At 60.2% G+C, this 25,726-nt stretch carries 18 protein-coding genes and 1 tRNA gene; 6 read left to right on the forward strand and 13 right to left on the reverse strand.

Translation table 11 applies throughout. The features are described 5' to 3' along the window. Window positions 1–46: 46 nt before the first annotated feature. Entirely contained in the window at window positions 47–1,393 is a 1,347-nt protein-coding gene (locus Enr8_RS12950) for an AAA family ATPase (RefSeq protein ID WP_390620193.1), read from the reverse strand. Between the two features lie 562 nt (window positions 1,394–1,955). Further along, window positions 1,956–3,023 carry a hypothetical protein gene (locus tag Enr8_RS12955; RefSeq protein WP_146432151.1) on the reverse strand — a complete coding sequence of 356 codons (1,068 nt, stop codon included), beginning with the start codon at window positions 3,021–3,023 and terminating at the stop codon, window positions 1,956–1,958. A 165-nt stretch (window positions 3,024–3,188) separates the two neighbouring features. Here Enr8_RS12955 and Enr8_RS12960 point away from each other — a divergent pair, with 165 nt between their 5' ends. From Enr8_RS12960 to Enr8_RS12975, 4 genes are all read left to right on the forward strand, one after another. Further along, window positions 3,189–4,658: a sulfatase gene (locus Enr8_RS12960; protein ID WP_146432152.1), complete on the forward strand. Its 1,470-nt coding sequence runs from the start codon at window positions 3,189–3,191 to the stop codon at window positions 4,656–4,658. Between the two features lie 98 nt (window positions 4,659–4,756). Next, window positions 4,757–6,574: a vWA domain-containing protein gene (locus Enr8_RS12965; protein ID WP_246120074.1), complete on the forward strand. Its 1,818-nt coding sequence runs from the start codon at window positions 4,757–4,759 to the stop codon at window positions 6,572–6,574. Window positions 6,575–7,003: 429 nt separating this feature from the next. Then, the gene (locus Enr8_RS12970; protein WP_186767628.1) at window positions 7,004–8,362 is read left to right on the forward strand and encodes a porin family protein; all 1,359 of its coding nucleotides are present in this window, start codon (window positions 7,004–7,006) and stop codon (window positions 8,360–8,362) included. A gap of 310 nt (window positions 8,363–8,672) precedes the next feature. After that, entirely contained in the window at window positions 8,673–8,891 is a 219-nt protein-coding gene (locus Enr8_RS12975) for a hypothetical protein (protein WP_146432154.1), read from the forward strand. Between the two features lie 21 nt (window positions 8,892–8,912). Here Enr8_RS12975 and Enr8_RS12980 read toward each other — a convergent pair whose 3' ends face one another. The 8 genes from Enr8_RS12980 to tssA all read right to left on the reverse strand — a co-directional run bounded on the left by Enr8_RS12980 (window position 8,913) and on the right by tssA (window position 19,007). After that, window positions 8,913–11,114 carry a methyl-accepting chemotaxis protein gene (locus Enr8_RS12980; protein ID WP_146432156.1) on the reverse strand — a complete coding sequence of 734 codons (2,202 nt, stop codon included), beginning with the start codon at window positions 11,112–11,114 and terminating at the stop codon, window positions 8,913–8,915. Window positions 11,115–11,597: 483 nt separating this feature from the next. Then, window positions 11,598–12,722 carry a type VI secretion system baseplate subunit TssG gene (gene tssG / locus Enr8_RS12985; protein ID WP_146432158.1) on the reverse strand — a complete coding sequence of 375 codons (1,125 nt, stop codon included), beginning with the start codon at window positions 12,720–12,722 and terminating at the stop codon, window positions 11,598–11,600. Beyond that, window positions 12,719–14,569, reverse strand: coding sequence for a type VI secretion system baseplate subunit TssF (gene tssF, locus Enr8_RS12990; RefSeq protein ID WP_146432160.1), 1,851 nt, complete (start codon window positions 14,567–14,569; stop codon window positions 12,719–12,721). Before tssF ends, tssG begins: the two co-directional genes overlap by 4 nt. Continuing rightward, entirely contained in the window at window positions 14,566–15,051 is a 486-nt protein-coding gene (gene tssE / locus Enr8_RS12995; protein ID WP_146432162.1) for a type VI secretion system baseplate subunit TssE, read from the reverse strand. The genes tssF and tssE overlap by 4 nt, the downstream gene beginning before the upstream one ends. Window positions 15,052–15,211: 160 nt before the next feature. Beyond that, window positions 15,212–15,727, reverse strand: a complete 516-nt coding sequence (locus Enr8_RS13000) for an Hcp family type VI secretion system effector (RefSeq protein ID WP_222434866.1) — start codon at window positions 15,725–15,727, stop codon at window positions 15,212–15,214. 92 nt (window positions 15,728–15,819) lie between these two features. Next, window positions 15,820–17,292 (reverse strand): type VI secretion system contractile sheath large subunit, encoded by a 1,473-nt coding sequence (tssC, locus tag Enr8_RS13005; RefSeq protein ID WP_146432166.1) that lies wholly within the window; start codon window positions 17,290–17,292, stop codon window positions 15,820–15,822. Window positions 17,293–17,349: 57 nt separating this feature from the next. Then, window positions 17,350–17,859: a type VI secretion system contractile sheath small subunit gene (tssB, locus tag Enr8_RS13010; protein WP_146432168.1), complete on the reverse strand. Its 510-nt coding sequence runs from the start codon at window positions 17,857–17,859 to the stop codon at window positions 17,350–17,352. Between the two features lie 95 nt (window positions 17,860–17,954). Next, window positions 17,955–19,007, reverse strand: a complete 1,053-nt coding sequence (tssA, locus tag Enr8_RS13015) for a type VI secretion system protein TssA (protein ID WP_146432170.1) — start codon at window positions 19,005–19,007, stop codon at window positions 17,955–17,957. A gap of 472 nt (window positions 19,008–19,479) precedes the next feature. Here tssA and Enr8_RS13020 point away from each other — a divergent pair, with 472 nt between their 5' ends. Both Enr8_RS13020 and Enr8_RS13025 read left to right on the forward strand, forming a co-directional pair. Then, window positions 19,480–20,109 (forward strand): DotU family type IV/VI secretion system protein, encoded by a 630-nt coding sequence (locus Enr8_RS13020; protein ID WP_186767629.1) that lies wholly within the window; start codon window positions 19,480–19,482, stop codon window positions 20,107–20,109. A 24-nt stretch (window positions 20,110–20,133) separates the two neighbouring features. Continuing rightward, window positions 20,134–21,792 carry a type VI secretion protein IcmF/TssM N-terminal domain-containing protein gene (locus tag Enr8_RS13025; RefSeq protein WP_146432174.1) on the forward strand — a complete coding sequence of 553 codons (1,659 nt, stop codon included), beginning with the start codon at window positions 20,134–20,136 and terminating at the stop codon, window positions 21,790–21,792. Window positions 21,793–21,873: 81 nt separating this feature from the next. On the opposite strand, the gene tig is transcribed toward Enr8_RS13025, so the two are convergent. From tig to Enr8_RS13040, 3 genes are all read right to left on the reverse strand, one after another. Beyond that, the gene (tig, locus tag Enr8_RS13030) at window positions 21,874–23,346 is read right to left on the reverse strand and encodes a trigger factor (protein WP_146432176.1); all 1,473 of its coding nucleotides are present in this window, start codon (window positions 23,344–23,346) and stop codon (window positions 21,874–21,876) included. Window positions 23,347–23,549: 203 nt separating this feature from the next. Then, window positions 23,550–23,622 (reverse strand) — tRNA-Gly (locus tag Enr8_RS13035). Between the two features lie 689 nt (window positions 23,623–24,311). Further along, the gene (locus Enr8_RS13040; RefSeq protein WP_146432178.1) at window positions 24,312–25,460 is read right to left on the reverse strand and encodes a GNAT family N-acetyltransferase; all 1,149 of its coding nucleotides are present in this window, start codon (window positions 25,458–25,460) and stop codon (window positions 24,312–24,314) included. Window positions 25,461–25,726 lie beyond the last annotated feature (266 nt).

Below are 25,726 nucleotides of genomic sequence, written 5' to 3' on the forward strand. Positions count from 1 at the left end.
GACTTGCGGGCGTTTGCATTCGGCAGGCACGGCCTGCCCTACGCCCTCATCGTCGCCGTTTCTTTTTCTTCGGAAGCTGCCGGGGTCTCTGGCGCGGCGTAGGGACTGGACTCGGCGGCGCTTTTTTTTGCTCCGCCTCGTCCAAGGCGAGTAACTCGGCGCACGTTAGCGTCACGAAGCCTGGCTCGTCGGACGGCAGTGGACTCCGCGGTTCGTTTTTTTCTGGCCGGTCTTGGAGTTCGTCATTGTCATCGGCCAGAGGGGAGTGGACTCGACTCGCTTCTTTTTTTTCGGCTCCATCCGCCAGGCGATAACAGGGTTCGCCGAACTGCGCCGCCGCCGCGTAACGCGGGCGAATTGGGACGATCTCGCCGTCGGCGACCATGCGGTCCCACGTCGCGGCGAACTTGCCGCCGTTCATGCCCGACAGCTCGCGGATTTTCAGCTTTGTGGCGAGTAGCGGATCGACCCGCTTTAGGACGGCCCGCAACTTCCACCGCAGATGTTCGGCCTGATCAGCGGCGATTTGATCGGCCTCTTCTGCGCGGATCGACGCCAAGTCGCGCGGGGTCACCTGCCAAGCGTCGCCGGCCGCTCCTTCGTCGATGTCGACCCCCAATTGATCACCGACGGCGCCGCTGCCGCCATAGGTGAGCCAGAGCCGATGCGCGCCGCTCCCCGGCACAAACGCTTCGCGGCGGTTGACCAAGATCCATTGCCGGGCAATCGCATCGCATGGATCGCCGGCCAGGTCGGCCGTGCCCAAGGGGCGCGGCTTTGGCTCTTTGCGCAAAGGGCAACAGAAGATCGGCGTCGCCCCGGCGTTTTGAATGCAGCGGACCAGATCGCGCAGCTGGGCCGCGGCTCCCCGCCGCGTCGGCGCCAGAAGATCGGCCGCGTCGATCAGCACCACCTCTAATTTGTGCCGCTCGATCCAATCGCTTAGCCGACGCAAGTTGGCCGGCCCGTCCAGGCTCGCCAGGTCGAAGCTCCAGGTCAAACGCTCGAGCGACTCCAGCTCGGTTCCGTTCGCACTGGCCCACCGCACGGTCAGGTCAACCGCCACGTCGCGAGTCGCCTCGCCGGCGACAAACCCAACGCGAAAAGCCCGCTCGGCGGCGAACTGCCCCAGAAACGTACCGCCGGTCGCCAGCGCGCCGGCCAGGTCGATGGCGATCGAGCTTTTCAGACAACGACTCGGCCCCAAGAGAACGGCCGCTTGATGCTGCCGCAACATCCCCGGCAAGAGCCAAGCCGGCGGCCGCCGCCGCGCGAACATCTGTGCCGTCGTCACACTTGTTAGCGGAGAATCGGACGGCGCTGTCTCTGGTTGGCTGGTTCGAGACGGGGCCGCTTCAACGCAGCTCTGATTTTCAAAACTCGGCTGCTGCAGTTCGCAACTTTCTAACATCGCGATCGACATGACCAACTTCTCCCTTGGCTGTAGGAGCGCGCGTACGGAGAGCGCCACCGGAGTCGGCGTTTTCCGAAAACAACACTGCCCAAACCACCACGCGCGGCCTGATCCTGCGGGCCGAGCGCGCTATGAAAAAGAGAACCCAACGCATCCTGCAGGCGCCGGGAAAGGAGAGGAATCGCTCGCCGATCTGGGACGAATGCCGAGATCTGCGTGCCTGTACAAGTTTATACTAAAAGTGGGGGTGGTGGGTCAAGCATTTTTGGGGGATGCGGCGAGGCCGACTCAACCCGTTGGGCTCGAGCAAGACAGACAAGACATTTTCTGTAATCTGCGACCATCTGCGCACATCTGCGGTTCCATCCTTCGCCAGCAGAGTTTTTGAACCGCAGATTTACGCAGATGATCGCAGATGGAGAAGGGATTGCGGCCTAGTGTTGGACGTGACTGGACTTGCGACTGTATGCTTTCTGCTGAACCTGCGGGCGCATTCCCTCGGCTTGCGCCTCGGGTTAGTGTTTTGGGCTAGTGTTAGTTCTTACGTCGCGTCGGCCAGCGCTACCAGGCGTTCATGATACGGGCCGTCTTCCATCAGGTCTAAGCTCCAGGCTAGCCGGCGGCGGTCTTCGCCGCGGGGGAGGCTTTCTAGGGCTTCGAAGATGCGGGTGATTTGGGCGTCGGTGACTTCGCCAGTGAGCGGTTGGCCGAGGCCCATGATTGCTTTGGCTCGCTGCAGATCGGCGAACTTGGTCGGGTCATCTTGCATCGCGGCGAAGATCGCCGAGACGGCGGCCTGCGATTGGGCGACTTCGTTCCACTTGCCTGCTTCGGCCGCTTGCAGCAGGTAGTTGTATTGGTAGACGGCCAGCGACATCGGTCCCGAAGTGACGCCGACCCGTTGGCGGCCATCTTCGTCGTACTTGGGGCCGTCTTGCAGTGCCCGGGCGAGATGGGGATCCCAGCCTTGCACAATTTTCAGACGCGACAGTCGCGGGTTCTCCAGGTACTGCAGCGTGCTTGCTTCGTAGTCGGCCTCGGTCACCTTGGCGGCGACGATCCGGTCTCCGCCTGGTTTGTCGAGCAACTGCTCGACGGCGGCGGCGGTCAGCGGAACGCCGCTGACGTCGGAGATCGAGTAGACGCCAATCGCCAGGCCCGCGTCGGCCGCTTGCCCCAGCAGCGGCGCCATGTTTTCGACGACGTCGACGTCGGTCGCGCCAGGCGGCAAGTTGGCGCCGGGACGGAGGAAGACGACCGGGATCGCTTGTTCGACCAACACCTCAAGCAGCCGGGCGTTCGCCTCCTGGCCATCTTCGGGACGCAGCAGCGCCATTTTGACCAGCGGACCAACGTCGGCTTGGCCGGCGGCGGTGAACCACTCGGCCAATTCGTCGACAGTGCGCAGGTGGCCTTGGCCGGTCGATGCGGCCAGTAGCGCGGCCGGGGCGCCGGCGTGCGAAAGGTTGGCGAGATAGGCGGCCAGCCGTTTGGTATCAAGCTGGCGGCGCGGCAAGTCGCCGCAGGTCGGATCAAAACAGGCGACCGTCGCGGCCGGGTAATTGCCAATGGGGTCGGCGATCAGCGATTCGATGTACTTGGTCGTCATAGCGTCTACTTGAGCGGCAGGAAATACAAAACGCCGCTCAACTCTACGCCCTGGGGTCGGTTCCGACAAGCGTTTCCCCGACGATCCCCCCGGCGCCGGGACATTCGCTGACAATTTGACTAAAATAGCGGAACCCTTTCGTCCCACCTGACCGCGGAGCCTCGCATGTTTGCACGCCGATTTCTGACGCCGCTCGTCCTGACGCTACTGCTCGCCACGTCGCTATGGGGGGAAGAGAAGCAGCCGAATGTTCTGTTGATCGCGGTCGACGATCTGCGGACCGAGTTGGGCTGTTATGGATTGCCGTATGTCGAGAGCCCGCACTTGGACAAGTTGGCGGCTGAGGGGCTGCTGTTCCGCAATCACTACGTGCAGGCGCCAACCTGCGGGGCGTCGCGGTTTGCGCTGCTGACCGGCCGCAGCCCCTCGAAAACGAATGCCCTGCAGAACACGGCGTTCTATAGCGGCAACAACAAACTATCGGCCGAGCAACTGCCAAGCGCCCAGTCGATGCCCGAGCTGTTCCGCCGCAGCGGTTATCACACGGTTTGTATTGGGAAGATCTCGCACACCGCCGACGGCAAGGTGTTTGAGTACAACGGCAAGGGAGATGGTCGCGACGAAGTCCCCAACGCCTGGGACGAGTTGCCGACGCCGTATGGTCCGTGGAAGCGGGGCTGGGGCCTCTTCTTTGGTTACGAAGGGGGCAGCCATCGCGAAGATGGCACGGGCCGCAAAGACCTGATGGAGTTCACTGCGACCCGCGACGAAGACTTGCCTGACGGGATGCTCGCCGATGCGGCGATCGAGTCGCTCAAGGAATTGAAGGAGCGCAAGGAGCCGTTCTTCCTCGGCGTCGGTTTTATCAAGCCGCACCTGCCGTTTGTGGCGACCAAGCAAGACTGGGAAGCGGTCAGCAAGTTGGACGTGCCGCCGCCAACCGCGCCCGAGAAACCGGAGTCGTCCTTCTGGCACAAGAGCGGCGAGTTCTACAAGTACGACGCACCGTATGAAAAGTCGAATCCGCTGGCGACCGACGACGCGCTGACCGCCAAGCGGGCCTACCTGGCGTGCGTGCGCTATGTCGATCGGCAGATCGGCAAAGTGCTGGACGAGCTGAAGCGGCTGGATTTGGAAGAGGATACGATCGTGATCGTGTGGGGCGATCATGGTTGGCACTTGGGCGAGTCGGCGCTGTGGGGCAAGCATGCTCCGTACGAACGAACGCTCAAGAGCACGCTGATCATCCGCGTGCCGGGCGTTACCGAGCCGGGCGTGGTGAGCGACGCGCTGGTCGACTCGATCGATCTTTATCCGACGCTAGTCGATCTTTGCCAGCCGAGCTTCATGCAGACGACGCATCCGCTCGACGGCGTCAGCTTGCGGCCGATCTTGAGCGGCGACGCCGATCAGGTGCATGACGTCTCGCTCAGTTATTGGCGCGGAGCGACCTCGATCCGTTCGCCGACGCATCGTTTGATTGTGAAGGAAAGAAAAGGAAAGCCGCCGATCACCGAGTTGTATGACCTGCAAAGCTCGGCCGATCCGACCGAGAATCTGGCGGCGAGCGAGCCGGAGCGGGTGGCCGATCTGATCGCCAAGAAACAGGCTCGCGAAAAAAGTGCAAAACCGTAACGGGGGATCTCTCGTCTAGCTGGTTGAACCAACGACAATCCTCTGCCCGCGCTGGAGTGTGGCGGCGGCGCAGCCAGCTAATCTTGAGGGAGAATCCGATGCGCGTCTCGAAGTTTGTACTGTTATTGACGGTTGCTGCGCTCTGCGGCTGTCGCGACAAGACGGCCGAAAACCGGGTCCAATATCACGCGACCGATGATGTGGCGATCACGGAGGTCGAAAACGTCTCTGGTACGAAAGAGGCGGAAGAAGTGGACGAGATGCTGGTGACCGATTTCGCGACGGTCCCTGGCGCCGTCAATGGGAAACAGGAAGCGAAGAAGGCGATGGATCGGCCTGTCGTCTACCCATCGACGCCGGCGCCGATGGATGCGGCAAAGGACCAGATGAAGCTGGCGCGCAGTCGCGCGACAACCGCCTCGCCATCGTTTGCGGCGGCGGGCGAGATGCCGCAGATTGTCGACGGCAGCGCCGGGCATGGCGAAGGACCCGGCGTCGGCGGCGACAAGTTTGAGCATGTCGAAGCGAATCCGTTCCGCACGGTCGCCGATGAGCCGCTATCGACCTTCTCGATCGACGTCGATACCGCGTCGTATTCCAAGATTCGCTCGTACCTGGTCAACCACAACCAGCTGCCGCCGCAAGGGGCGGTTCGGGTAGAAGAGTTGGTCAACTACTTCACGTACGATTATGCCGCCCCCACGGACCAGCATCCGTTCGCCGCCAATGTCGAAGCGGCCGCCTGCCCTTGGAACCCCGATCATCGCCTGGTGCGGATCGGCATCAAAGGGAAAGAGATCGAAAACGAGGATCGCCCGGCCAGTAACCTGGTCTTTTTGCTCGACGTGTCGGGCTCGATGAACAACACCAACAAGCTGCCGCTGCTGAAGCAAGGAATGAAGCTGCTGGTCGATCAGTTGGGCGAGAATGACAAGGTGGCGATTGTGGTTTACGCCGGGGCGAGCGGGCTAGTGCTGGGGAGCACCAGCGGCGACGACAAGTCGACCATTATGGAGGCGCTTGATCGGCTGCAGGCTGGGGGCTCGACCAACGGCGCCGCCGGGATCGAACTGGCCTATCAAACGGCGGTCGAAAACTACATCAAAGGGGGCGTCAATCGAGTCATCCTGTGCACCGATGGCGACTTCAACGTCGGCGTCACCAGCACCAGCGATCTGGTTACGATGGCATCAGAAAAAGCGAAGTCCGGCGTCTATCTCAGCGTGATGGGCTTTGGCATCGGCAACCACAACGACGCGATGATGGAAGAACTGTCGGGCAAGGCGAACGGCAACTACGCGTTCATCGACACGATCCAGGAAGCGAAGAAGGTGCTGGTCGAGCAGATGAGCGGCACGCTGACGACGATCGCCAAGGACGTGAAGATCCAGATCGAGTTCAACCCGAACCAGGTCGCCGCTTATCGCTTGGTGGGTTATGAGAACCGGATCCTCGCCAATCAAGACTTCAACGACGACAAGAAGGACGCCGGGGAAATCGGCGCCGGGCATTGCGTCACCGCCTTCTACGAAGTGGTTCCCGCTTCGGCCGATACGCCGGTCTCGACCGCCAAGGTAGACGACCTGAAGTACCAGACGACCCGCGAAAAGACCGAAGCGGCCGACAGCGACGAATTGCTGACGCTGAAGATTCGGTACAAGCAACCGGACGAAGACGAAAGCACGTTGATGTTGGTCGGCGTGAAAGACTCGGGCCATCGCTTCGGCCAGGCGACCGGCGACTTTCAGTTTGCGGCCGGCGTGGCGATGTTCGGCATGCTGCTGCGGGGCGACGAGCAAGACGCCGAGGTGAACCTGGACGAGATCACCGAACTGGTCAGCCACAACGTCGGCGACGACAGCTATCGGGGCGAGTTCCTGAAGCTGGTGCAAACCGCCAAGACGCTGCGGAAATAACCTACCGTCGGTGAAAACAGGGTGAGAAAACGGGCGACGGTCGCCACACCGCTCGCCCGTTTTCATTTTCTTGATGCGGTGAGGCGCATGCGCTTTCTTTCGCGCCCTTTGCGCCTCGGCATCCGGTGGTCATTGCAGCGCGCGATTCAGGGCGCGTCAAATTTGCTGTGGTGAGAAAACGACCATTTTCGCCGGCTCGCGTTCAGGTCATAGCAGTTGGCTCGGTTTTGCCATGCGCTTTACCACATCGGCCGGTTGGTTGTCGGTAGCGATTGCGTGGGGCTTGGCGCTGGCGCCGATTCAGTTGGACGGAGCGAACAGGCGGGAGCGAATCAAGTTTGACGTACAACTTGGGCGCTCCGTAAATCACAGTGTTGAGAATCACTTTATGGGGGCAGCGGAAGGATGATGCGTGCATGGATAAGGGGGATGGTCTGCGCGGCGGTAATCGCTTGTCGTCTCTGGGCTGGTCAGGCGACGGCGGTAGCGCAGGTTGAGCTGGAATCGAACGCCTCGCTGCAGGTGATCGACAATGATTTAAGCGCCGACATCGAGGTGCTCTATCGTCGTATCGCCGAGTTGGAAGCGAAAGTCGCCCAGTCGCAGGAAGCGTTGTTTCCGGCCGAGCCGACCGAGTTTCTGCCGTGCCCGTCGCCCGAGCCGCAGGGTTGTTTCTTCTCGAAATGCGTCGGCTACGACAATGGCTTTTATGTGCGAACCTGCGACCAGGACTTCACGCTGAAGGTCAACGGCTTGTTGCAGGTGCGGCAATATTCGGACTGGCGGAATGTGACGACCGGCGACGACTTCGAGGCGGGCTTCGTCGTCGAGCGGGCGCCGATCATCTTCTCCGGCAACGTCCTCTCGCCCAAGCTGAAGTACTGGTTCATCCTGCAGGCGAGTCGCGCCAGCGGGACGAACTTTCTGGAAGAGGGAAAGATCATTTACGCGTTTGATAACGGTATGGTCTTTCAGGCGGGGCGGTTCCGCGATCCCGCGTTTCTGCGGGAGATGGAAGTGAGCTACACGCGGCAATTGCCGGTCGAACGCTCGTATTACAACGCGGTTTTCTCTTCGGGCGTGATTGAAGGAATATCGCTAAGCAAGCAATACGACTGCTTTCGTTGGATGACCACGCTGAACGACGGCGCCAACTCTGGATCGGTCTCCAATAGCAAGGACTTTTATCAAGACTACACCGACATCGCTTGTTCGGCGGGCGTCGACTTCAAGTTGTTTGGCGAGTGGGTCCAGTATGGCGACTTTACCTCGTGGCCCGACGAAGAGCCGGCGATGTTTCTGCGGTCATCGCTCTTCTGGCAAAACGAAGAGCATGCCGACGCGCTGCCGCTGAGCGAACGGGCGAGCTACATCTCCTACTCGGGCGAAATGACCTACGAGAGTCATGGCTTTGCGGCGTTTGGTTCGCTGGTTGGTCGGCACTCGCAGCACGACGGCCCCGACATCAACCAATATGGCGGGCTCGGGCAGATTTCGTACCAGGTGATTCCCAATCACTGGGAGCCGTTCGTACGGTACGAGCATATCTGGTACGACGGCTACGCCGACATCAGCGCGACCGGCACGCCTTTGAACGACAGCACGCTCGACATCGTGTCGGTCGGTTTCAACTGGTACTTCCATCGCCAGGCGTTCAAGTTCACGATCGAAGCGATGCACGCGCTGGACGAAGTGCCGGTCTCGGTCCCCAACACCGGTTTCCTGCAAGACGAGGCGGGGCAAAGCGGGCAAACGGTGTTGCGTTCGCAGATCCAACTCTTCTTCTAGAGCGGTTTTCTTCAATCTTTAGCGTTGTGGCTGGTTGCGGCCGCGCTGGTCGGCGTTGACCCGCATCGACGAATCTTGAGGATTCGCCTGCTTCGGTCGCCTTGACCAGCTTGCCGCACCAACGCCAGAAACGCTACAGCGATCAGAAAAACGCTCTAGAAATGCCCGAGGCGGACTGGTTCTAGGGGTTGTAGCGGTAGCGGCGGTCGTAATGGCCGCCGCTTGGGAGCGGTTTCGAGTTGAACGCCGCGCCTCTCGAATTAGAGTGAAAGTTGACTTTTTCGCTTTCTTCTATTTCAGAGGCAGTTCTATGAATTTTCGTCGCGTAGCCGTTTTGTTGATCGCCGCCATTGCGGTCGTCGCCAGTTCCGTTTCGCTTCAAGCGGGTCAGCGAGGCTTTTTTCGTCGCCACGCTCGGCCCTATTACTCGACGCCGACGCCCCGTTATGCGACGCCCGGCTACGAATATCAAACGCATCGCTACGAAGCTCGGACCACGGTCGGCTATACGATGCTGTTTGGCATCTAGCGCTGTTGCGAGCGCGGTCGCTTAGACCTTAAAGCCGCCGACCAGGCTGTCGATCTCTTTGGCGTATCGCGCCAAGCTGTCGCCGTAGCTGCGCGTGGTCGAAGCGTTTTCGGCGGTGCGCTTGGTCGCCTTGTCGACGCCAATGACGTTTTCGGTGATCTCGCGACTGGCGAGCGCCGAGTCATGCACGCCTGACGAAATCGCTGAGGCGGTATTGTTGGTCTGATTCAGGCTGGTCGAAATCTGCTTCGTCGTCAAGCTTTGCTCTTCGATCGCCGAGGCGATCGAGATGCTGGCTTCCCGAATTTGCGAGATGACGTCGGTGATTTCGCTGATCGATTTCACGGCGTCAGCGCTCGAGTCATTAATGCCGGCGACGGTCTGGCGAATGTCGTCGATCGCCTTGGTGGTCTGTTGGGCGAGTTGCTTGACCTCGGTCGCCACCACCGAGAAGCCTTTGCCTGCTTCTCCGGCTCGCGCCGCTTCGATGGTCGCGTTCAGCGCCAGCAGATTGGTCTGCTCGGCGATGTCCTCGATCACGCTGACGATCTTGCCGATCGCCACGGCCGAATCGTTGAGCCGGGTGATTTTTTCATTGCTGTGCTGCGCCAGGTTAGACGCATTGCGAGCGACCGTCGACGCCGTCTCGGTGTTTCTCGAGATTTCGGTGATCGAGTTGGTCAGTTCGGTGATCGCGGTGCTGACCGAGCCGAGATTGCCGGTCATGTTCTGCAGCGAAGAGGACATCTCGGTCATCGTGGTCGCCATTTCTTCCGAAGCGGCCGCCACGCTGGTGCTGCGTCCCTTCGCTTCTTCGGCTCCGCTGGAGAGATCCTCGGCGGTGCCGAGCATGTCGCCGGAGGTCTTCGACAACGACGAAGAGCAGTTGGCGACCTGGCTGATGATCGTCTGCAGTTTGTCCATGAAGACGTTGAACCAATTGGCCAACTCGCCGATTTCGTCATGGGAAGCGATCTCTAGCCGCTTGGTCAGATCTCCCTCTCCCTGGGCGATATCGCGGAGCGAATCGGTCATCGTTTTTATCGGTTTAACCAGCAGTCGCGAGCCGAACACCGCCAAGATCGAGATGACCGCCACCACCGCCAACGCGCCGGCGATCACGTAAAACGCCATCCAGTTGAGGGCGTTACGAGTGCTGAGCGCCGAATCGCGATAGTCGTCTTTGTAGATGCTGATGCCGACGACCCAGTCCCACGGCTCGTAGTAGAACAGCATCGCCAGCTTTTCGCGGGCTTCCTGATCCCCCTCGTTCTTCCAGTAGTACTCGTGCGAGACGATCTCGCCGTCGTCGGCGGCCTGCGCCTTGTCGATCATCTCGCGAATGCAGGGCTTCCCTTGCGCGTCGATCGTGTCGAGGATGTTCTCGCCATTGCGAGCGCCATTCTTGGAGACGAGATAGGTTCCTTTGTCTTTGCCGGACCCTTGCACGACGAACACGTAGCCGCTGTCGCCCAGGTTCTGGCTCTCTAGACGCTTCGGCAGGTCGGCCGCGTCCTCTTGCAGCAGACCGACGTAAAGAGCGCCGATCAATTCGCCGGAATCGTCGGTCACCGGATGATAGGCGGTCGAATACCAACGATTGACGACGAACGCGCGGCCGTAGTAAGGTTCGCCGTGCAGCAGCTTGTCGACGACGGGGTTGGGCTCGCCGTTGGGATTGACGGCCGGAATGTAAGAGCCGATCGCCCGCTTGCCGTCCGAGCCTTCGACGCTGGTCGCGACGCGCAGCATGTCTCCCTGGTCGTTCATCTTCTGAAAGATCGTGCAGGTGCCGCCTGACCACTTGGTGACGTCATCGACAAAGGCGACCTGTTGATCGAGGTCATCCACCTGACCAAGCGGCGCGTCGCCGATCGCGACGCCGGGCAACTGCAGGTCGGTGATCTCGCCGGTGTATTGATTGCGGCATTTCCAATTCAGGCGTTCGTCTTGAACGACAAGCTTGCCGCGCTCGTTGAACAGCTCTTCGCTGAACTGAATGGTCGAGTTCAACTGCTGCTTGGTCAGCGTGTTCTGGGCGTCGAGAATGATCCGCACGTTGCTCGAGACCGATTCGCATTGCGTGTAGGCCATCTGCTCGGCTTGCTCAAGCACGGTCTTGTCGAGAGCCCTCCCGTTGACCGCCACGATTACGATAATGACCACAGCGCAGGCGATCGGTCCCGCTAGACTAAGGAGGAGGATCTTCTTGCCAATACTCATGGAAATCTCCTTACGAAACACCTCAAGGGATGGCTCAAGTAACTTATCTGGAGCGTTTTTCTTCAATCTTTAGCGTTGTTGCTGGTTGCGGCCGCGCTGGTCGGCGTTGACCTGCATCGACGAATCTTGAGGATTCGCCTGCTTCGGTCGCCTTGACCAGCTTGCCTCACTAACGCCAGAAACGCTACATCGATCAGAAAAACGCTCTAGTGCCGCATGATGGGCCTCAGAAAAGTTAGGTTGACGTTTGCAAATGTCAGTGCGGTCTGCCGCTAATGGCGCAGCGGAAATCCGCCAAAATGGGTGGAGTCGCGATACGTGAAGCGACGCTATGGCAAGCGTCCGCAAGGGAAAGGCGAGGTTGGCTATCTCGATAAAACGTCGCCTCGACGCAGACTTGCGAACCCACATGGCCCGAAAATGGCGACCGTCGCCGAACGATGCGCATATCGACAACTAGCAACGCCTGCCGATCAGGCGTTGCTAGTTGTCGATCACGAAACAGGCGTCGTCGCGATCGGCCGTCGCCGGTTTGGCGCCGATCCACGAGTTCCAGCCGAGTCGCGACGCCTTGGCGGGATCGCCGGAGAGTTGCGTCCTGGGGACTTCTTCTTTCTTCAGGACCAGCTGAATGTCGAAGTCGAGCGACGGGCCGACAAAGACCCGCGTCAACTGACCGAGCGACCACTGCCCTTGCCCGCAGATCGCGTTCGCCTTGCGGTGCGAAGCGGCGTCAAGCCGCGGCGGCGCCGGTAGGAACTCGTTGAACTGGTCGAGCGAAAGCGGGCCCAGTCGCAAGCGAAACTTGTGCTGTAGTTCCCAGACGCGGCGTCCCAAGACCGCAGTCTGGCCCAACTGTTGGTTGTGGCGGCGGCGGCCGATCTTGGTTTGCTGACTTTGGTCGAGCGACAGCCACTGCCCTTGCAGCGGTTTGACCTCGATCGGAATTTGGAAGTAGTCGACCAGCATCCGCCGTAGGTTCTCGGCCGAGCGGCGCTGCTGAGCGAAGAGCCCGCTATAGCGGAGCAGCGCCAAGTCGCTGACCCCAGCGCAGTCGTCGGGCCGCTGCAAGCGATCGCGGAGCGTCGGCAGGCCGAAGCCGCCGAGACTGAGCAATCCTTGTGTGAACGCGTCGGGCGATTGTTGTTCGTATTCGCGGCGGGAATAGGGAACCCAAAAACGGTTCTTTTCCCAGACGCGATAGAAAAGCCGCGTCAGGCGATCGTTGAACAGGTCGAACCAATCGCGGATCGCAAACTTGTGGTCGCCCCGCAGTTCGCGGTGCAAACGCAGCAGCATCTCGGTGTAGTGATGCGGCAGCACGCCGGTTGGTCCGGTCAGGCCGAGAAACGTGACCGTCATCTCGGTCGCTTGCGGATGATCCGGCGATGCGACGAGGTCAAAGATCTCGCTGGCGGGGAACGCCGACGAATTGTGCGCGCGGAAGCGAACGCTGGGGCAGCGTTCTTCTTGACGCAGCGCACGATTGTTGTGCTCCAGCAAACGGACCGCTTGGAAGAAGTCGAACGTTTGCGGCTCTTCGTACAGCCGCTCGAGGACCGAACCTTCCGGCGCTCGCAGCTCTGGCGGTTGGGTGGCGGTGATCATAACAGCATCGCCTCCCCGGCTCGCGGTTCAAACCGTTTCAGGACGCCGCGCTGCTGCGTGACGGCGACCAACTGCGTGAACGAGTTGATGTTGACGTACAGCCCGAAGAAGCGTTCCAGCACCGACGCGAACAGGTACGCCCCAATGCCGTGGTACTTTTGGTCGTCTAACTCTAGTCGGATCTCCAGGCCGCGGCAGAAGCCTCCTTTCAACGAACTGCCGATCCGGGCGACGGTCCGGTCGCACGTTAGGACTTGCACCCCTTCGATCATCTGGCGATTGCGGATCGCCCGTTCGTGTCCGTTGCCGTCGGTCGAAAAATCGTACAGCCGCAGAATCTCGCGGAGGCTGTCGATCCCATGGATGTCGGTTAGCGACAGATGATTGAGCGACAGGTGCGAGACCAACCGCCAGCGATTGCCGTTGTCGACCGGCGGACGCAACGGCGGAGTCGGTTGTCGCAGGCAGCGCGTTCCCTTGATCGGGGCCGGGATTTGCAACTGAAACTCGGCCGTCCCCCATTGGTGATACAGCTTGGTCGGCAAGTCGCGATTGGAACAGACGGCATGCACCGTGGCGACGGCGTCGGAAGGCCGGCAGGGATCAAAGTTGAGATCGACCAACTGCAGGAACGCGTCTTCTCCGTCATCGCCCGGTTGCGACGAAGGACGCCGCGAGAGATGCCAGTACGCCTCGTCAGGCGAAGCGGGGTTCCAACTGCTGGCGTGACCGACCGCGTAAAACGGGCGGAACTCGACGTCGCCGGTCGCCGTCTGTGCGTTCACTTTACGGATCGAATGGATCTCGACTTCGCTGGGACGCTGCACGTCAGGCGTTACTCGATACTCGCTCTTGCGATGATCGAGCGAAACTGGTTCGCAGATCTTGTCAAACAGGTTGATCACCGGAACGCAGCCAAGCTGGAACGTGTCGGTATGAATCCCGCCATGGATCAGCGGTTCGACCCGATCAAAGAAGAACCAAACGTCGACCTCTTGTTGGCAGCCGATGCCGGCGGCCCGGCGGAGACCGTGGAGGTCGAAGTAGAGGAACTTCTCGGGATAGGCGAACAGGTCGGTCAGCAATTGATATCCGGCCTGGCCTTGCGGCGCCGACGGCATTAACGCCTCGTCGGGCTGGAAGCCGACCGGCTGGATCACCTTGTGCGGATCAAGATTGACGCACGGCGCGTTCGGCTTGTCGCCGGGGGCGACGAGCGAGACGCGATTGCAGTGATTCAGCAGATATTCGTACAGGACAGCGGTGACCTGGTCGCCGCCGTGCAGATGAAAGCGAAGCGAGTCCATCGGCAGCTTGGCGAAGGTGGCGTCTGCCTGGCAGCGCAAGCGAAGGCGGATGGCGGCCATGGCGTCGCGACGGACGGCGATCGATGTGTCCCACGGCGGCGTGTGGGTCTCGACATGGGCGACTTCGATCGGCCAGATCGTGGAGTCATAGCAAGTGCGGAAGAAGCAAGGGCCGTCGCCGACGCGCTGCGTGCGCAATTGACTACCACGGGCGATCTTGGTGCCCATCACTTGCGGGTTAGTCGGATCGGGTTGAAACTGGACGGTGGCCAACGACGGAATCGGCGCCAGGTAATGCGGATAGAGGACCTCGAGCAGCGCGTCGGTCACTTCCGGAAAATCGTCATCCAGCTTCTTTTGGATGCGTCCGGCGATCAGGGCGAACGACTCGATCAAGCGTTCCACGTGCGGATCGCGGCTGCGGTTCGCTTCCAGCAGCAAACGCCCGGCGGCGGCGGGATGCTTGCGGGCGAAGTTCTGCGACTGCTGGCGAGCGAGTAGCAGCTCTCGTTCGTAGTAGGGGAATAACGTGTCGTTCATGATGCTTCGTTCGGCGTCACTTCAATGCGACGGTTGGTGGGATTGAGGGCCGCTTCGACGCTAATGCGCGCGTTGGGCAACGCCTGGGACGTTGCTTCGATGACAAACGAAATGCGGTTCCACATGTTGCGCTGCGTCACGTCGAGTTTGACGTGCACGGTGTCGAGTCGCGGCTCGAACTTGCGAATGGCGTTTTCGATATCGGCGGCGAGGGCCAGCATGTCGGCTCGCGTGGCGCCGTCGTGCAGCGTGAGTTCGGGAACCCCGTAGCAGTAGACCGAATCGCGAACCGCGGCGGCGTCGACTTCGTCTGCGGGACGAGACGCGGAGGTGTTCAGCAGGTCTTCTAGATCGCGACAGATGCCCAGCACGAAGCCGCGCGTGCTCATCGAGCGGCTGTCAGGCTCCATTTCGAAACAGGCGTCGACCAATCGATCGTAAATCGACGGCGTCAAATCAGGAGTGAGATTCGGTCTCGGCATGGCCACGGCTCCGATTGGGGAGTGGAGCAGTTGGGTGCGTCCAGCGGCGGGTCAAGAAGCGGACGGCGGTCGAGGCGAGCAGGGAAAAAAAAGGAAAATCAGGCGGTCGCGGCGGCGATCCGCCTGATTTTGGTGGTTGGCGTCTAGCGAGGCGAATCGCTTAGACAGGCTTGTTGGCCTTCAGGTCGTAACCGGCTTTGACCGGGTTGTCCATGCTGCCGTCGTCCTTCTGCGGACGATATTCGCATTCGATCTTGGCGAAGTTCAACTTCACGAAGTCGCGCGGCAGACCGTCGTCGTAACCAGCGCTTTCTTCGCTCGTGCCGTTGTTGCGATGGCTAGCGGTTTGATAGTGAGCGACCAGGACGTCCTTCATCGTGATCGTGTAGAACTCTTGCTGACCGCCGCCCGCCTTACGGCAGGTGAGGGTGACTTCCGGAATGTGATCCCCCTTGGCGCAGGCCAGCATCAGTTTCGGCGAGGCCTTGCCGGTGCGGGTCATGAATTCGAAGTCGTTCATTTTGACCTTACCGGCGCCGCCGCCAGCGCCTTGCGCGAAGGTGCCGGTTTGCGTGGCGCTCCAGTTGAATTCCGAGATTTCGATTTCTTTGGCGTGCACCGAGTCTTCCGATTCGCCATCGATATCAGAAACTTTCAAGAAGTAATCGACTGCCATGATATTGGCTCCGTTGGTTATGTTTGGGTTTGTTGATTGAAAGGGAAAGAAGATCGCGCCCCCCTAGGCGGCGCGATCCGCGTGAGTTTCAACTAGCCTTGCTTCGGCACTTCGGCGACCAAACGCATCGAGGCTTCGAGCGTTTCGAGCTGGAAGTGCGGACGCAACCAAGCGACCGCTTCGTACCAACCCGGCTTGCCTTTGACTTCGCGGACTTCGACGCGAGCGTCGGCCAGCGGGCACTTGGCTTTGGTTTCGTCGCCGGCGGTGGCGGGATCGCAAACGTAGTTGCTGATCCAGTTGTTGAGCCAACGTTCGGCTTCGGCGACTTCCAGGTTCGAGCCGATCTTGTCGCGGGCCATGACCTTCAGGTAATGGGCGAAGCGCGACACGCACAACAGGAAGTTGATGCGGGCCGACAGTTCGGCGTTGGCGTTGGCGTCGTCGTCGAAGTAGACCTTCGGCTTCTGGCAGCTTTGGGCGCCCATGAAGACGGCGTAGTCGGTGTTCTTGGCGTGCAACAGCGGCAGGAAGCCGAGGTTGGACAGCTCGAACTCGCGACGATCGCTGATCGCGATTTCGGTCGGGCACTTCATGGCGACGTCGCCGTCGTCGGTCGGGAAGGTGTGAACCGGCAGGTTTTCGACCTTACCGCCGCCTTCGACGCCGCGAACCTTGGCGAACCAGCCGTACTTGGCGAACGCGTCGGTGATGCGAGCGCCATAGGCCCAAGCGGCGTTCATCCACAAGTACTTGGTGTAGTCCTTGCCGTCGACCGCTTCTTCAAAGTTGAACTCTTCAACCTTCTTGAACTCTTCGCCATACGGCAGACGTCCCAGGACGTGCGGCAGGGTCAGAGCGACGTAACGCGAATCTTCGCTGTCGCGGAACGAACGCCACGAGGTGTGGGTCGCGCCTTCGAAGATCTTGGCCAGGTCGCGCGGGTTCGGCAGGTCCGAGAAGCTGTCGAGGTTGAACAGCGACGGCGAAGCGGCCGAGATCAGCGGAGCGTGAGCCGCAGCGGCGACGTTCGACATCAGCTTCAGCAGGTTGATGTCTTCCGGACGACGCGAGAACTCGAAGTCGCCGATCAACAGACCGTAAGGCTGACCGCCGAGTTGGCCATATTCTTCTTCGTAGATCTTCTTGAAGATCGCGCTCTGGTCGAATTCGACGGCGGTTTCCAGGTCCTTCAGCAGGTCGTGCTTGGTCGCGTTCATGACGCGAATCTTCAGCGACGTGCCGGTTTCCGATTCGTGGACCAGGTAGTGCAGACCGCGCCAGGTGCTTTCCAGCGTCTGGAACTTCTCGTGGTGCATCACTTCGTTGAGCTGATCCGAGATCTTCTTGTCCAGCTCCGCGATCCAGAAGTTGATCTTCGTCGCGGCGTCCTTCGAGACCTTGTTTTGGTCGGTCGCGGCCTGGCGGACGAATTCTTCGATGTACGACTTGTTCAACTCCATTTCCGCGTCGTCAAGCGGACGGGTGTTTTCCAGGATCTGGTCCAGGAGCGTCAGCTCCATGGTCGCCGCTCCGCCGGCGTTGGTTTCGTTTTCAGCAGCCATTCTCGAAATCTCCTCTTATGTGCGTTGCTTGTGTTGCGTGTGGTTGCGAAGCGGGAACTAGGCGGTCGGAGCTTCGACGCCCAGGTCTTTGGTGACTTCATCGCGAGCCGAGTCGTCGCTCAGGGTGTTGTCCAGCAGGCCGCACAGGGCGTCGTTGCCTTCCATCTTGCTGAGCAGTTGCTTCAGGCGATCGCGCATTTCGAGCAGGTTGGCCAGAACCGGAACCTGGCGAGCGACGTTGGTCGGCTCGAAGTCGGTCATGTCCTTGATGTTCAGCTCGATGCTGAGGTTCGTGTTGTCGTCTTCCAGTACATTCGGAACCTGCATGGCGACGCGAGCGCCACTCTTTTCCAGGACGCTGTTGAAGTTGTCGCGATCGATCGGGACGAACTTGCGTTGCTTGATGCCGGGCAAATTTTCTTTCGGCTGACCCGAAAGATCGGCCATCACGCCAACGACCAGCGGAAGTTCTTTCACTTCCATGGCGCCGCCAGTTTCGACGTCATACGTAATTTGCACGCGCGGAGGACGCACGCGATCAAGCTTGTGTTGCAGGCTTTCGCTCATTAGTCAGGTTCCTTAAAGGTGTTTGGCGCTTTGCGATCGCAGCCGCCTCTCTTGCTGCGGTGCGTCTAGTCGCCGTCGAAACGATAACGGGAGGTTCAACTCGCGGTCGCAGACGTCTGCGAACCGCCAATTTGTCTTTGCAGCTCATCCAACACCGCCTGTTCGCGAACGATGGCTTGCATCAGTTGCGGGAACGGCAGCTGGCCCAGTTGAACCGCACGACGCACCAAAAAGGGCGCCGGGCTGTTCGGTTCGATTCGCTCCAGCAGATCGGCGGCCGCCGAAAGTTGCCGGTACAGTTCCTGGCGGCGAACGACGATGTCGCCCACGTCCCCGCCAGAACCAAAATTGCCCGTCGGCGAAGCGGCCGAGGTCGGCGCTTCGTTCGTCGGTTGTTCGTTTTGTGGGGCGGCGGGCCGCTTCGCCAGTTCGGCGCCCAACAGACGTTGGCACTCTTCCAGCGCCCGCTGCAGATTAAGCAGGGCCGTCGCATCGCAGCCCAGTTTCTCGTCAAGCAGCTTGGCGATCTCGCGGGCCGCTTCGTGCGAACGCTGCGCTTGGGTGTTGGCGTGCTCGACTTCGTCGCGAGTGGCGGCGGTTATAATGCGCGACAGGCGAGCCTGGTCTTCTTGATTTTTCGATTGCTGCCACTGCAGCCAGTCGTAGGCGGTCAGTTGGCCCTGGCTGTTGGATAGCAGCGGCACGCGGCGAACGGTGCGCGGGAACAGCACGCCGCGATCTTCGTCATCCAATAGGTTGGCCAGCGGAGCGAGCCGCGCTTCGGAGCCGTTATCGAGCGGCGGGTTCAGCGAATCCCAGCGTTGATCGATCAGGTTTTTCAGCAGGTCGAGACCAGCGGCGATGCCGTCGATCCCTTCGGTGCGAGCCAGACCTTCGATTAGGTGGCCAACGACGCGCAGATCTTTGCTGTCGTGCAGAAGCGAATTACGGGCAAGATCGACAATACCGGCCCAATCGGCCTGCTTGAGGACTTCGGGCCGGGTGACGTCGTCATAGTCGTCGGCGTCTTCTTCGCGACGCAGTTCCCGAAATTGGTCGTGCAGACGGTGCGAATAGGCGTCCGGATCGCCGGCAGGACGATCATCGGAGACGGGCGAAATCAGTTCGGCTACGTCTACTTCGGCCATGTTCGCTGGAGGTTGTTATTGGTGAGGAAGGAGTCGCCGTAAGAAAGCGACTTCGTGTGGGGGCGTCGATCGCAGGCCCCTTAGCGGGTCGTCGATCGGATTCCGGAAAAGCTAGGTCAGAATTACGCGGAGGGCAAAAATCGCGAAATTTTTTCTCGTACCGGACGTGGCGGTTACTACGACCTATATTCCTACGAACCTACCCCAAAGCAGCGCACCCGCGATCTCGCCGATCTGTCGCCCGCGCTTGACCGACGATACAGACCCACCGCAGCCGTAGCGTTCCGCTTGCGAGTTTGTCGCGACGCCTTGTGCGTCGCAGCGAGTCGCAGCAACGCTCGCGCCCCGTTGCAAACGGCGGATGCCGTCGCCGAAACCGGCTCCGCCGCTTGTAACGGACATATGGAATGGTCGTTCCCATCGCCGGACACGCCGCCCCCAACCCCTTACCCACCTAGACGAGACGCACGCCATGCAATCTCCCCTGGCAGAAGACGTACGTGCCGTAGTCGACTACGGTCTCGATCTGCACCGTCGACTCGAGTCGCAGCAGAAGGTCGATGTCGAATACGAACAGGCGGTCTTGCTCGACTTGTTGCAACGAGATTCAATCGTCGCCGTTTCTAGCGTTCGCCGCGACGAGCAGCCTCTCAACTATCAATACGCCCTCTCCTGCTGGCTCGACGAGATCTTCACCGACTGCCCTCAGTCGACCGCCGCCTGGAATGAGCGAAAAATCGAAATGCACCTGTTTGGCGCCAACGATCGCGCCTGGCGATTCTGGCACGAAGCGGAATTAGCCCTGCGGCGCGGCGACAACGATCCGCTGGAAGTCTATTACTTGTGCGTCGCGCTCGGTTTTCGGGGCGAGATGCGATCGCAGCCAGAGAAGCTGAACTCATGGATCTCGCGGGCGCGCGTCGCGGTGGGCGACGTCGACGACCTGCAGGTATCGCTGGAAGCGGAACTGCCGCCGTCGTGCGAAGCGCGGCCGCTGCGAGGCGAACGTCGCATGCAGACGATGATCGCCGCCGCTTGCGTCGTCGGCTTGATCGCCGCTCCCTTTCTGACCTTCGTCGTCGTCGACTGGTTTGGCCGCTAACCCTGTTATTTCGGAACGTACGCGATGTTGATGAAGATTTTGAGTTCGATGTGGAAGGGCCTGGCGAGTCTGGGCAACCTGATCACTGCTCCGGTCGCCGCGACGGCTCGCGCTCGAGGAACGGCCCGGCTGTTGCTTTGGCTGGTGCACGGGTTGGCGATTGTCGGCATCCTGATCGGGCTCTGGTTCTTGAACGATTACCTGGAACTCGAAAAATCGGTCCGCTTTCCCTCGGCCTTCGTTCGCTCGACCTGGCTGCCGCTGTTGTTCTTGCTGGGCTATGCGCTTGGTTGGCAGGTCTGGTGGATGATGCGGCTGATTCGCCAGCGAGTCAGCGTCTCCCCCTACCCCGATCTGGATCAGGCCTGGACCGAAGCGACCGAACAATTGATGCGCAACAGCGTGTCGCTCGAAAATGAACCGCTGTTTCTGGTGCTCGGACAAACGGCTGCCGGCGACGCCAACTTCTGCGGCTCGGCCGGGCTGTCGCTGACGCAACCGCCAACTCCCCGCGGCGCCGACGCACCTTTGCGCGTTTGGGCTGACGAACGAGGCGTCTTCGTTTCGTTCCGCGGCGCCTCGCTGCTCGGACTGCAGGCGACGCGCTTGCAGGAAATGGCGCGAGCGGCGGAAGAAGCGAGTCCGATGGAAGTGATCGCGACCGGCGGCGAGCCTGCCAATGCTCCGGTTTACGCCGACTTTCTGAACGCCGAGCCGCGCGACGTCGCCGTGATGCCGACCAAGAAGCAAAAGGTGGAATCGACCGCCGCTTCGGCCGAATCGACGCTCGACGAGGCGGAGTCGAACCTGGCGCTCGCCTTTGCCGAGCCTTCGGCGGCCGCCAAAGTTCGGATCGCGCAGCGACCCGAAGTGAAGGCGACCGTTGAGATCTCCAAAGAAGAGGTCGACGAAGCGCTCGATCGGCTGGATTATGTCATTGACCTGATTCGCCATGCCCGGGCGCCCTATTGCACGCACAACGGCGTGATCGTGCTGGTCCCCGGCGATGCAACCGAAAACCTGGCGGTAGCGCAGCAAACGGCCGTCTTGATGCAGCATGACCTACAACAAGTTCGCCAGGCGAGCGAAGTGGCTGGGCCGGTGACCGCGATCTTCTGCGACGCCGAGCAGATCGGCGGTTGCGACGAACTTCTGCGTCGTTTTCCCGAAGAGCATCGCCGTCGTCGGTTTGGGGCCGAATTGCCGAACATCCCGGCGGCCGACTTCAGCAATATCAAAGAGATTTTGCGCCGCGGCGTGCAGTGGGTGAATCGCTCGCTGGCGTCAGCGCTCGCCTACCGCATTTTCGCCCAACGCGATTCGTTCCATGGCGATCAGCGCCGCGAGATCGAGAGCAACCGCATGCTGTACCAATTCGTCAGTTCGCTCGATCGGCGCAGCGATGCGATCTTGCGGATCTTGACCCGCGGGCTCTACCCAGAGCATCACGGCGACTGGATCCCGTCAGGCTGGTACCTGGCGGCGACCGGCAGCGATCCGCTGACCGAGCAAGGGTTTCTGCCGGGCGTGATGACGCTGGTGTTTGGTGCCCAGAATTACGTCAGCTGGACCGAAGACGCCCGGCGTCGCGATCGGATGCGGAACTGGTTGACGATCTTCGGTTACGCAGGCGTCGGCGTCGCGGTACTGACGCTAGCGATCGTGGCGGTGACCCAGTTATAAGCAAGCGGCCCAGGCAAGAAATGAAAAAGCCGCCGACAGTGATGTCGGCGGCTTTTTTTGTTTCGTAGAAAGCAGGAACGCTTACGCGTCTTCGCCTTCTTCCTCTTGAGCGTCCGGAATTCCGCCTTCGGCCGGGGCGCCGGAGATGGCGAATTCGACCGGAGCGACGCTGGCCGGAGCGTCGGCGTCGGCCGGCACTTCCGTGAACTTCGCTTCGCCCGAGATCAGTTCGATCACTTTGCGTTCGATGATCTGGTTGCGAAGCGTGTCCATCAGGCCTTGCTTCTCAAGGTAAGCGCGAACGCTACGGGGCGACTGATTACGCTGAGCGGCAATCTGCATGATCTCCCGTTCGTAATCGGCCGGAGCGTCTTCGACCGATTCCTCTTCGGCGATCCGTTCCAGAATGAAGTGTTCCTTCAGGGCCTTTTCGGTCGACTGCAGGCTGTTCTGGCGAAGCGTGTTTTCGTAACCGCGGATCATTTCGTCGTCGAAGCCGTACGAACGAAGTTCGAGGATGGCGCGTTCGACTTCGCGGTTCGCCTGACGACGAAGCAGCGCCGGCGGCAGATCCCACTCGGCGTCCTTGGTCAGCTGCTCGGTGATCGCGCCACGCAGCGACTTTTCCTGATGCAGGCTGAACTGGCGTTCCATGTCGGCTTTGACGACGTCGCGAAGATCTCCTTCGCTATCGAAGTTGCCGATCTTCTTCAGGAACTCGGCGTCCATCTCGGGAAGTTCCAAACGCTTGACTTCCAGGACTTCGACCTCGAGATCGAGTTCTTTGCCCTTCAGCTCTTCGTTGTCGACTTCGTCGCTGACGGTCGCCTTGCCGGTCTTCTTGTCGCCTGCCTTGGCGCCGGTGAGGGCTTCGCCGAAGCCTTCCCAGTTGGCGTCTTGGAAGCTGAGCGTGTCACGCAGGCGAACGCTGACTTCTTCGGCGCTGGCGATTTCTTTGCCGTCCAGCTTGCTGACGATGTTCAGCGTCAGGTAATCGTCGGCTTGAGCCGGGCCTTCGACCGGGGCGACTTCGCTGTATCGCTCCAGCACCTTGGCCAGATGCTTGTCGATGTCTTCCTTCTCGAACGACTTGATCGGCTTGTCCAGGTCCAGACCTTTCCACTTGGGAAGATCGAACTCGGGACGAACTTCGATGTCGAATTCGAAGGTCAGCGGGCTGCCGTCTTCGGGCAGTTCGACGGCGTCGAACTTGAAGTCGGGTTCGCTGATCGCCGAGAAGTTTTGCTCGTCGCTGGCCTGGGCCATGCTGTCCATGAGCAACGAACCCTTGACCTGGTTAGCGACTTCCTTGCGGAAACGCTTTTCGACCAGCTTACGCGGAGCGTGACCCGGGCGGAAACCGGGAACGGCCGCCGTCGGGGCCATGTCGTCAAACGCCTTGTCGAAGTAGCGTTCGACGTCGTCGTTGGCGACGGTCACCGTCACGTGACGTTGGCAGGAGCTGGGGCTTTCGACCTTCACTTCCAGCGACAGTTTTTTCGGCTCTTCGGTTTGCTCGGCTTCGACCGCCGTGGTTTCATCCGGTGACGTCATCTGAATGCTTGCCAATTACTGAGGTAGGGTATTTGGTTGTACGAAGAAGACCCGCTCGAAGCGACAGCGGCTTGCGACGCTGAGAATTGCGGATCGCCGAGCGCCGGACAAGGTTCCTATCCAAGAGAAGCGATGATCGAAACGCTTCCGCTGCGGCTGCTTAGAGTCCTGAGCCCGGAAATCGCCGAGCGAATTTGAAAAAGAGCGGGTGAAGGGATTCGAACCCTCGACAACAACGTTGGCAACGTTGTGCTCTACCAACTGAGCTACACCCGCACAAACGACCCGCCTCAATCAGCGGAAACAACGGATTATACGCCATCAGGACGATGAATCAACCGCCCTGCAAGCCTCTCCGCTGGGATTTCTCCCTCCTGAACAGAAGTTGCCCTTAAAAGGGCTGCATCTCCTGCAGGAATCACGAATTATGCCGGCCTCCCGCGGACCTGTCAACCGGGGCCGCAGCGGAGTTTTACCGGCAATTTCCGGCGCCGTCACTGCTATCGCGACGGCCGACAAAACGCACAAAGCCGGCACATGTCGAAACATGTGCCGGCTCCGCGGAGGGATACTTTGCCCGACGTTACGCGACGGGCGTTAGCAGCCCGTTGAGAAAATCAAAGGACTGTTAGGAGGCTTGTTCGATTAACTCGCCGACGTCGATGCAGGTCAACGCCGACCAGCGCGGCCGCAACCAGCCAGAACGATACAGATGGAGGAAAACCGCTCTAGAGGCAAGGTGCGCGCCACACTCGGGGAAATTGCGAAACTGTCCGGAAAACCTCAAGTCTTGCGGGGGTTTGCGCGCAGAAACATTCTTCGATCAACGCTAGCGAATCGGTCGCTCTGATCGTCGGAGCATCGCGCTGGCCGGAATGGAGTCAGACTTGCGCAAACGAAGAAAGGGGACTCAAATGCATCCCCTTTCTCTATTTTGAGTTCAATCGACGACGACGCCGAGCGACCTATTTCTTTTCTTCTTGGACCGGTTCGGTCGGGGCGTAATCGTAGATCCGATACGACTTCACCTTCTTCGCGTTGCCGCGCTCCAGCGTGGCTCGCGAAAGATGATTGCTTTCCAGCACCCACGAGAATTCGGCTTCTTCCATGCCCCATTTCAGACCATCCGGAATCAGGCGTTCCAAGAGCACCAGGCCAATGCCCCATCGCTGAAACTCGGGCAAGACGTTGGTGCTGATCAAGCGAACCCGCTTCAAGCTTTTCTTGCCCCACAGCAGACGCAAGAAGCCGAACGGGAAGAGGCGGCCGTCGATTTTCTTGATGATCGGGTTGTAGTCGAGCAGGCCGAAGACGGCGCCGACCGGTCGCCCTTCAATCTCGCAGACGGTCGTCAGCTCCGGCACCAGCAGGTGTTTCAAACCGGCCGCCATATGATCGATCTCGGCGCTCGACATCGGCACGAAGCCCCAAGTCGCCACCAGCGACTTGTTGTAGATGTCGAGGAACATCCGGATCTCTTGCTTGAAGTTCTTCCGGTCGATCGGCCGCAACACCGGATTGAAACGTCGCTTGGCTTCGTCGACGACGAACTTCAGCTTGGGGTCGAGCGTCTCCAGCATGCTGAGATCACCCCAGAAGGCGAACAAGTCCTCCGTCTTGCGGAAGCCGTACCCTTCGATCAGGTCGGGGTAGTACGGATGGTTGTAGGTCATCATGAAGGTCGGCATCGAATCGAAGCCGTCGATCAGCAGTCCGCACTCGTGGTTCAGCGAAGGGTTGGTCGGTCCGCGAACCAGCAGAATGTCATGCTCTTTGAGCCACGCGCGAGCGGCGTCAAACAAGGCGTTTGCGACTTCCTGCTCGTTGACCGATTCGAAAAAGCCGAAGAAGCCGCGTCGCTCTTTGTAACGCTCGATGTGCCCGTTATTGATGATCGCCGCGACGCGTCCAACCGGTTTGCCATCCCGCAGCGCCAAGAAGCATTGGATCTCGTTGTGTTCATAAAACGGGTCGGGATCGAAGTTCAGCATTTCCTTTTGCGTCTGCCGCAGCGGCGGCACCCAGTTGGGGTCCCCTCGATAGAGGTCCCATGCGAGTTGCATGAATTGCTTCTGCTGGCGTCGCGTTACGACTGGTTCGACGGTGAGCGGCATACTATTTTTTCCGGTGCGACGGAGTCGATAATGGAGAACGACAGAACGAGGTGAAGGCGGATAGAGTCGACGCGTCGTATCTTCTCGGAATGTGATTCACGCGTCGAGCGGCCTCACCTAAGATTATCGGTTGACTTTCCCGCGACGATTCCAGCCGACTCGCTAATTTTTCGCTTGCAAGTCATATGCAATAAACTTTATAAAACATCGATTGATTACGAAACAGCCGCTGACTCACTTAGCAGTCCGTTGATTTTTCAACAGGC

It is taken from the genome of Blastopirellula retiformator, assembly GCF_007859755.1.
Classification (GTDB): domain Bacteria; phylum Planctomycetota; class Planctomycetia; order Pirellulales; family Pirellulaceae; genus Blastopirellula; species Blastopirellula retiformator.

What these genes read in the sequence shown, in the direction of transcription:
- Enr8_RS12955 (WP_146432151.1), bottom strand. Translation starts at nt 3,023, where the DNA reads ATGACGACCAAGTACATCGAATCGCTGATCGCCGACCCCATTGGCAAT.
- Enr8_RS12960 (WP_146432152.1), top strand. Translation starts at nt 3,189, where the DNA reads ATGTTTGCACGCCGATTTCTGACGCCGCTCGTCCTGACGCTACTGCTC.
- Enr8_RS12965 (WP_246120074.1), top strand. Translation starts at nt 4,757, where the DNA reads ATGCGCGTCTCGAAGTTTGTACTGTTATTGACGGTTGCTGCGCTCTGC.
- Enr8_RS12970 (WP_186767628.1), top strand. Translation starts at nt 7,004, where the DNA reads ATGGTCTGCGCGGCGGTAATCGCTTGTCGTCTCTGGGCTGGTCAGGCG.
- Enr8_RS12975 (WP_146432154.1), top strand. Translation starts at nt 8,673, where the DNA reads ATGAATTTTCGTCGCGTAGCCGTTTTGTTGATCGCCGCCATTGCGGTC.
- Enr8_RS12980 (WP_146432156.1), bottom strand. Translation starts at nt 11,114, where the DNA reads ATGAGTATTGGCAAGAAGATCCTCCTCCTTAGTCTAGCGGGACCGATC.
- tssG (WP_146432158.1), bottom strand. Translation starts at nt 12,722, where the DNA reads ATGATCACCGCCACCCAACCGCCAGAGCTGCGAGCGCCGGAAGGTTCG.
- tssF (WP_146432160.1), bottom strand. Translation starts at nt 14,569, where the DNA reads ATGAACGACACGTTATTCCCCTACTACGAACGAGAGCTGCTACTCGCT.
- tssE (WP_146432162.1), bottom strand. Translation starts at nt 15,051, where the DNA reads ATGCCGAGACCGAATCTCACTCCTGATTTGACGCCGTCGATTTACGAT.
- Enr8_RS13000 (WP_222434866.1), bottom strand. Translation starts at nt 15,727, where the DNA reads ATGGCAGTCGATTACTTCTTGAAAGTTTCTGATATCGATGGCGAATCG.
- tssC (WP_146432166.1), bottom strand. Translation starts at nt 17,292, where the DNA reads ATGGCTGCTGAAAACGAAACCAACGCCGGCGGAGCGGCGACCATGGAG.
- tssB (WP_146432168.1), bottom strand. Translation starts at nt 17,859, where the DNA reads ATGAGCGAAAGCCTGCAACACAAGCTTGATCGCGTGCGTCCTCCGCGC.
- tssA (WP_146432170.1), bottom strand. Translation starts at nt 19,007, where the DNA reads ATGGCCGAAGTAGACGTAGCCGAACTGATTTCGCCCGTCTCCGATGAT.
- Enr8_RS13020 (WP_186767629.1), top strand. Translation starts at nt 19,480, where the DNA reads ATGCAATCTCCCCTGGCAGAAGACGTACGTGCCGTAGTCGACTACGGT.
- Enr8_RS13025 (WP_146432174.1), top strand. Translation starts at nt 20,134, where the DNA reads ATGTTGATGAAGATTTTGAGTTCGATGTGGAAGGGCCTGGCGAGTCTG.
- tig (WP_146432176.1), bottom strand. Translation starts at nt 23,346, where the DNA reads ATGACGTCACCGGATGAAACCACGGCGGTCGAAGCCGAGCAAACCGAA.
- Enr8_RS13040 (WP_146432178.1), bottom strand. Translation starts at nt 25,460, where the DNA reads ATGCCGCTCACCGTCGAACCAGTCGTAACGCGACGCCAGCAGAAGCAA.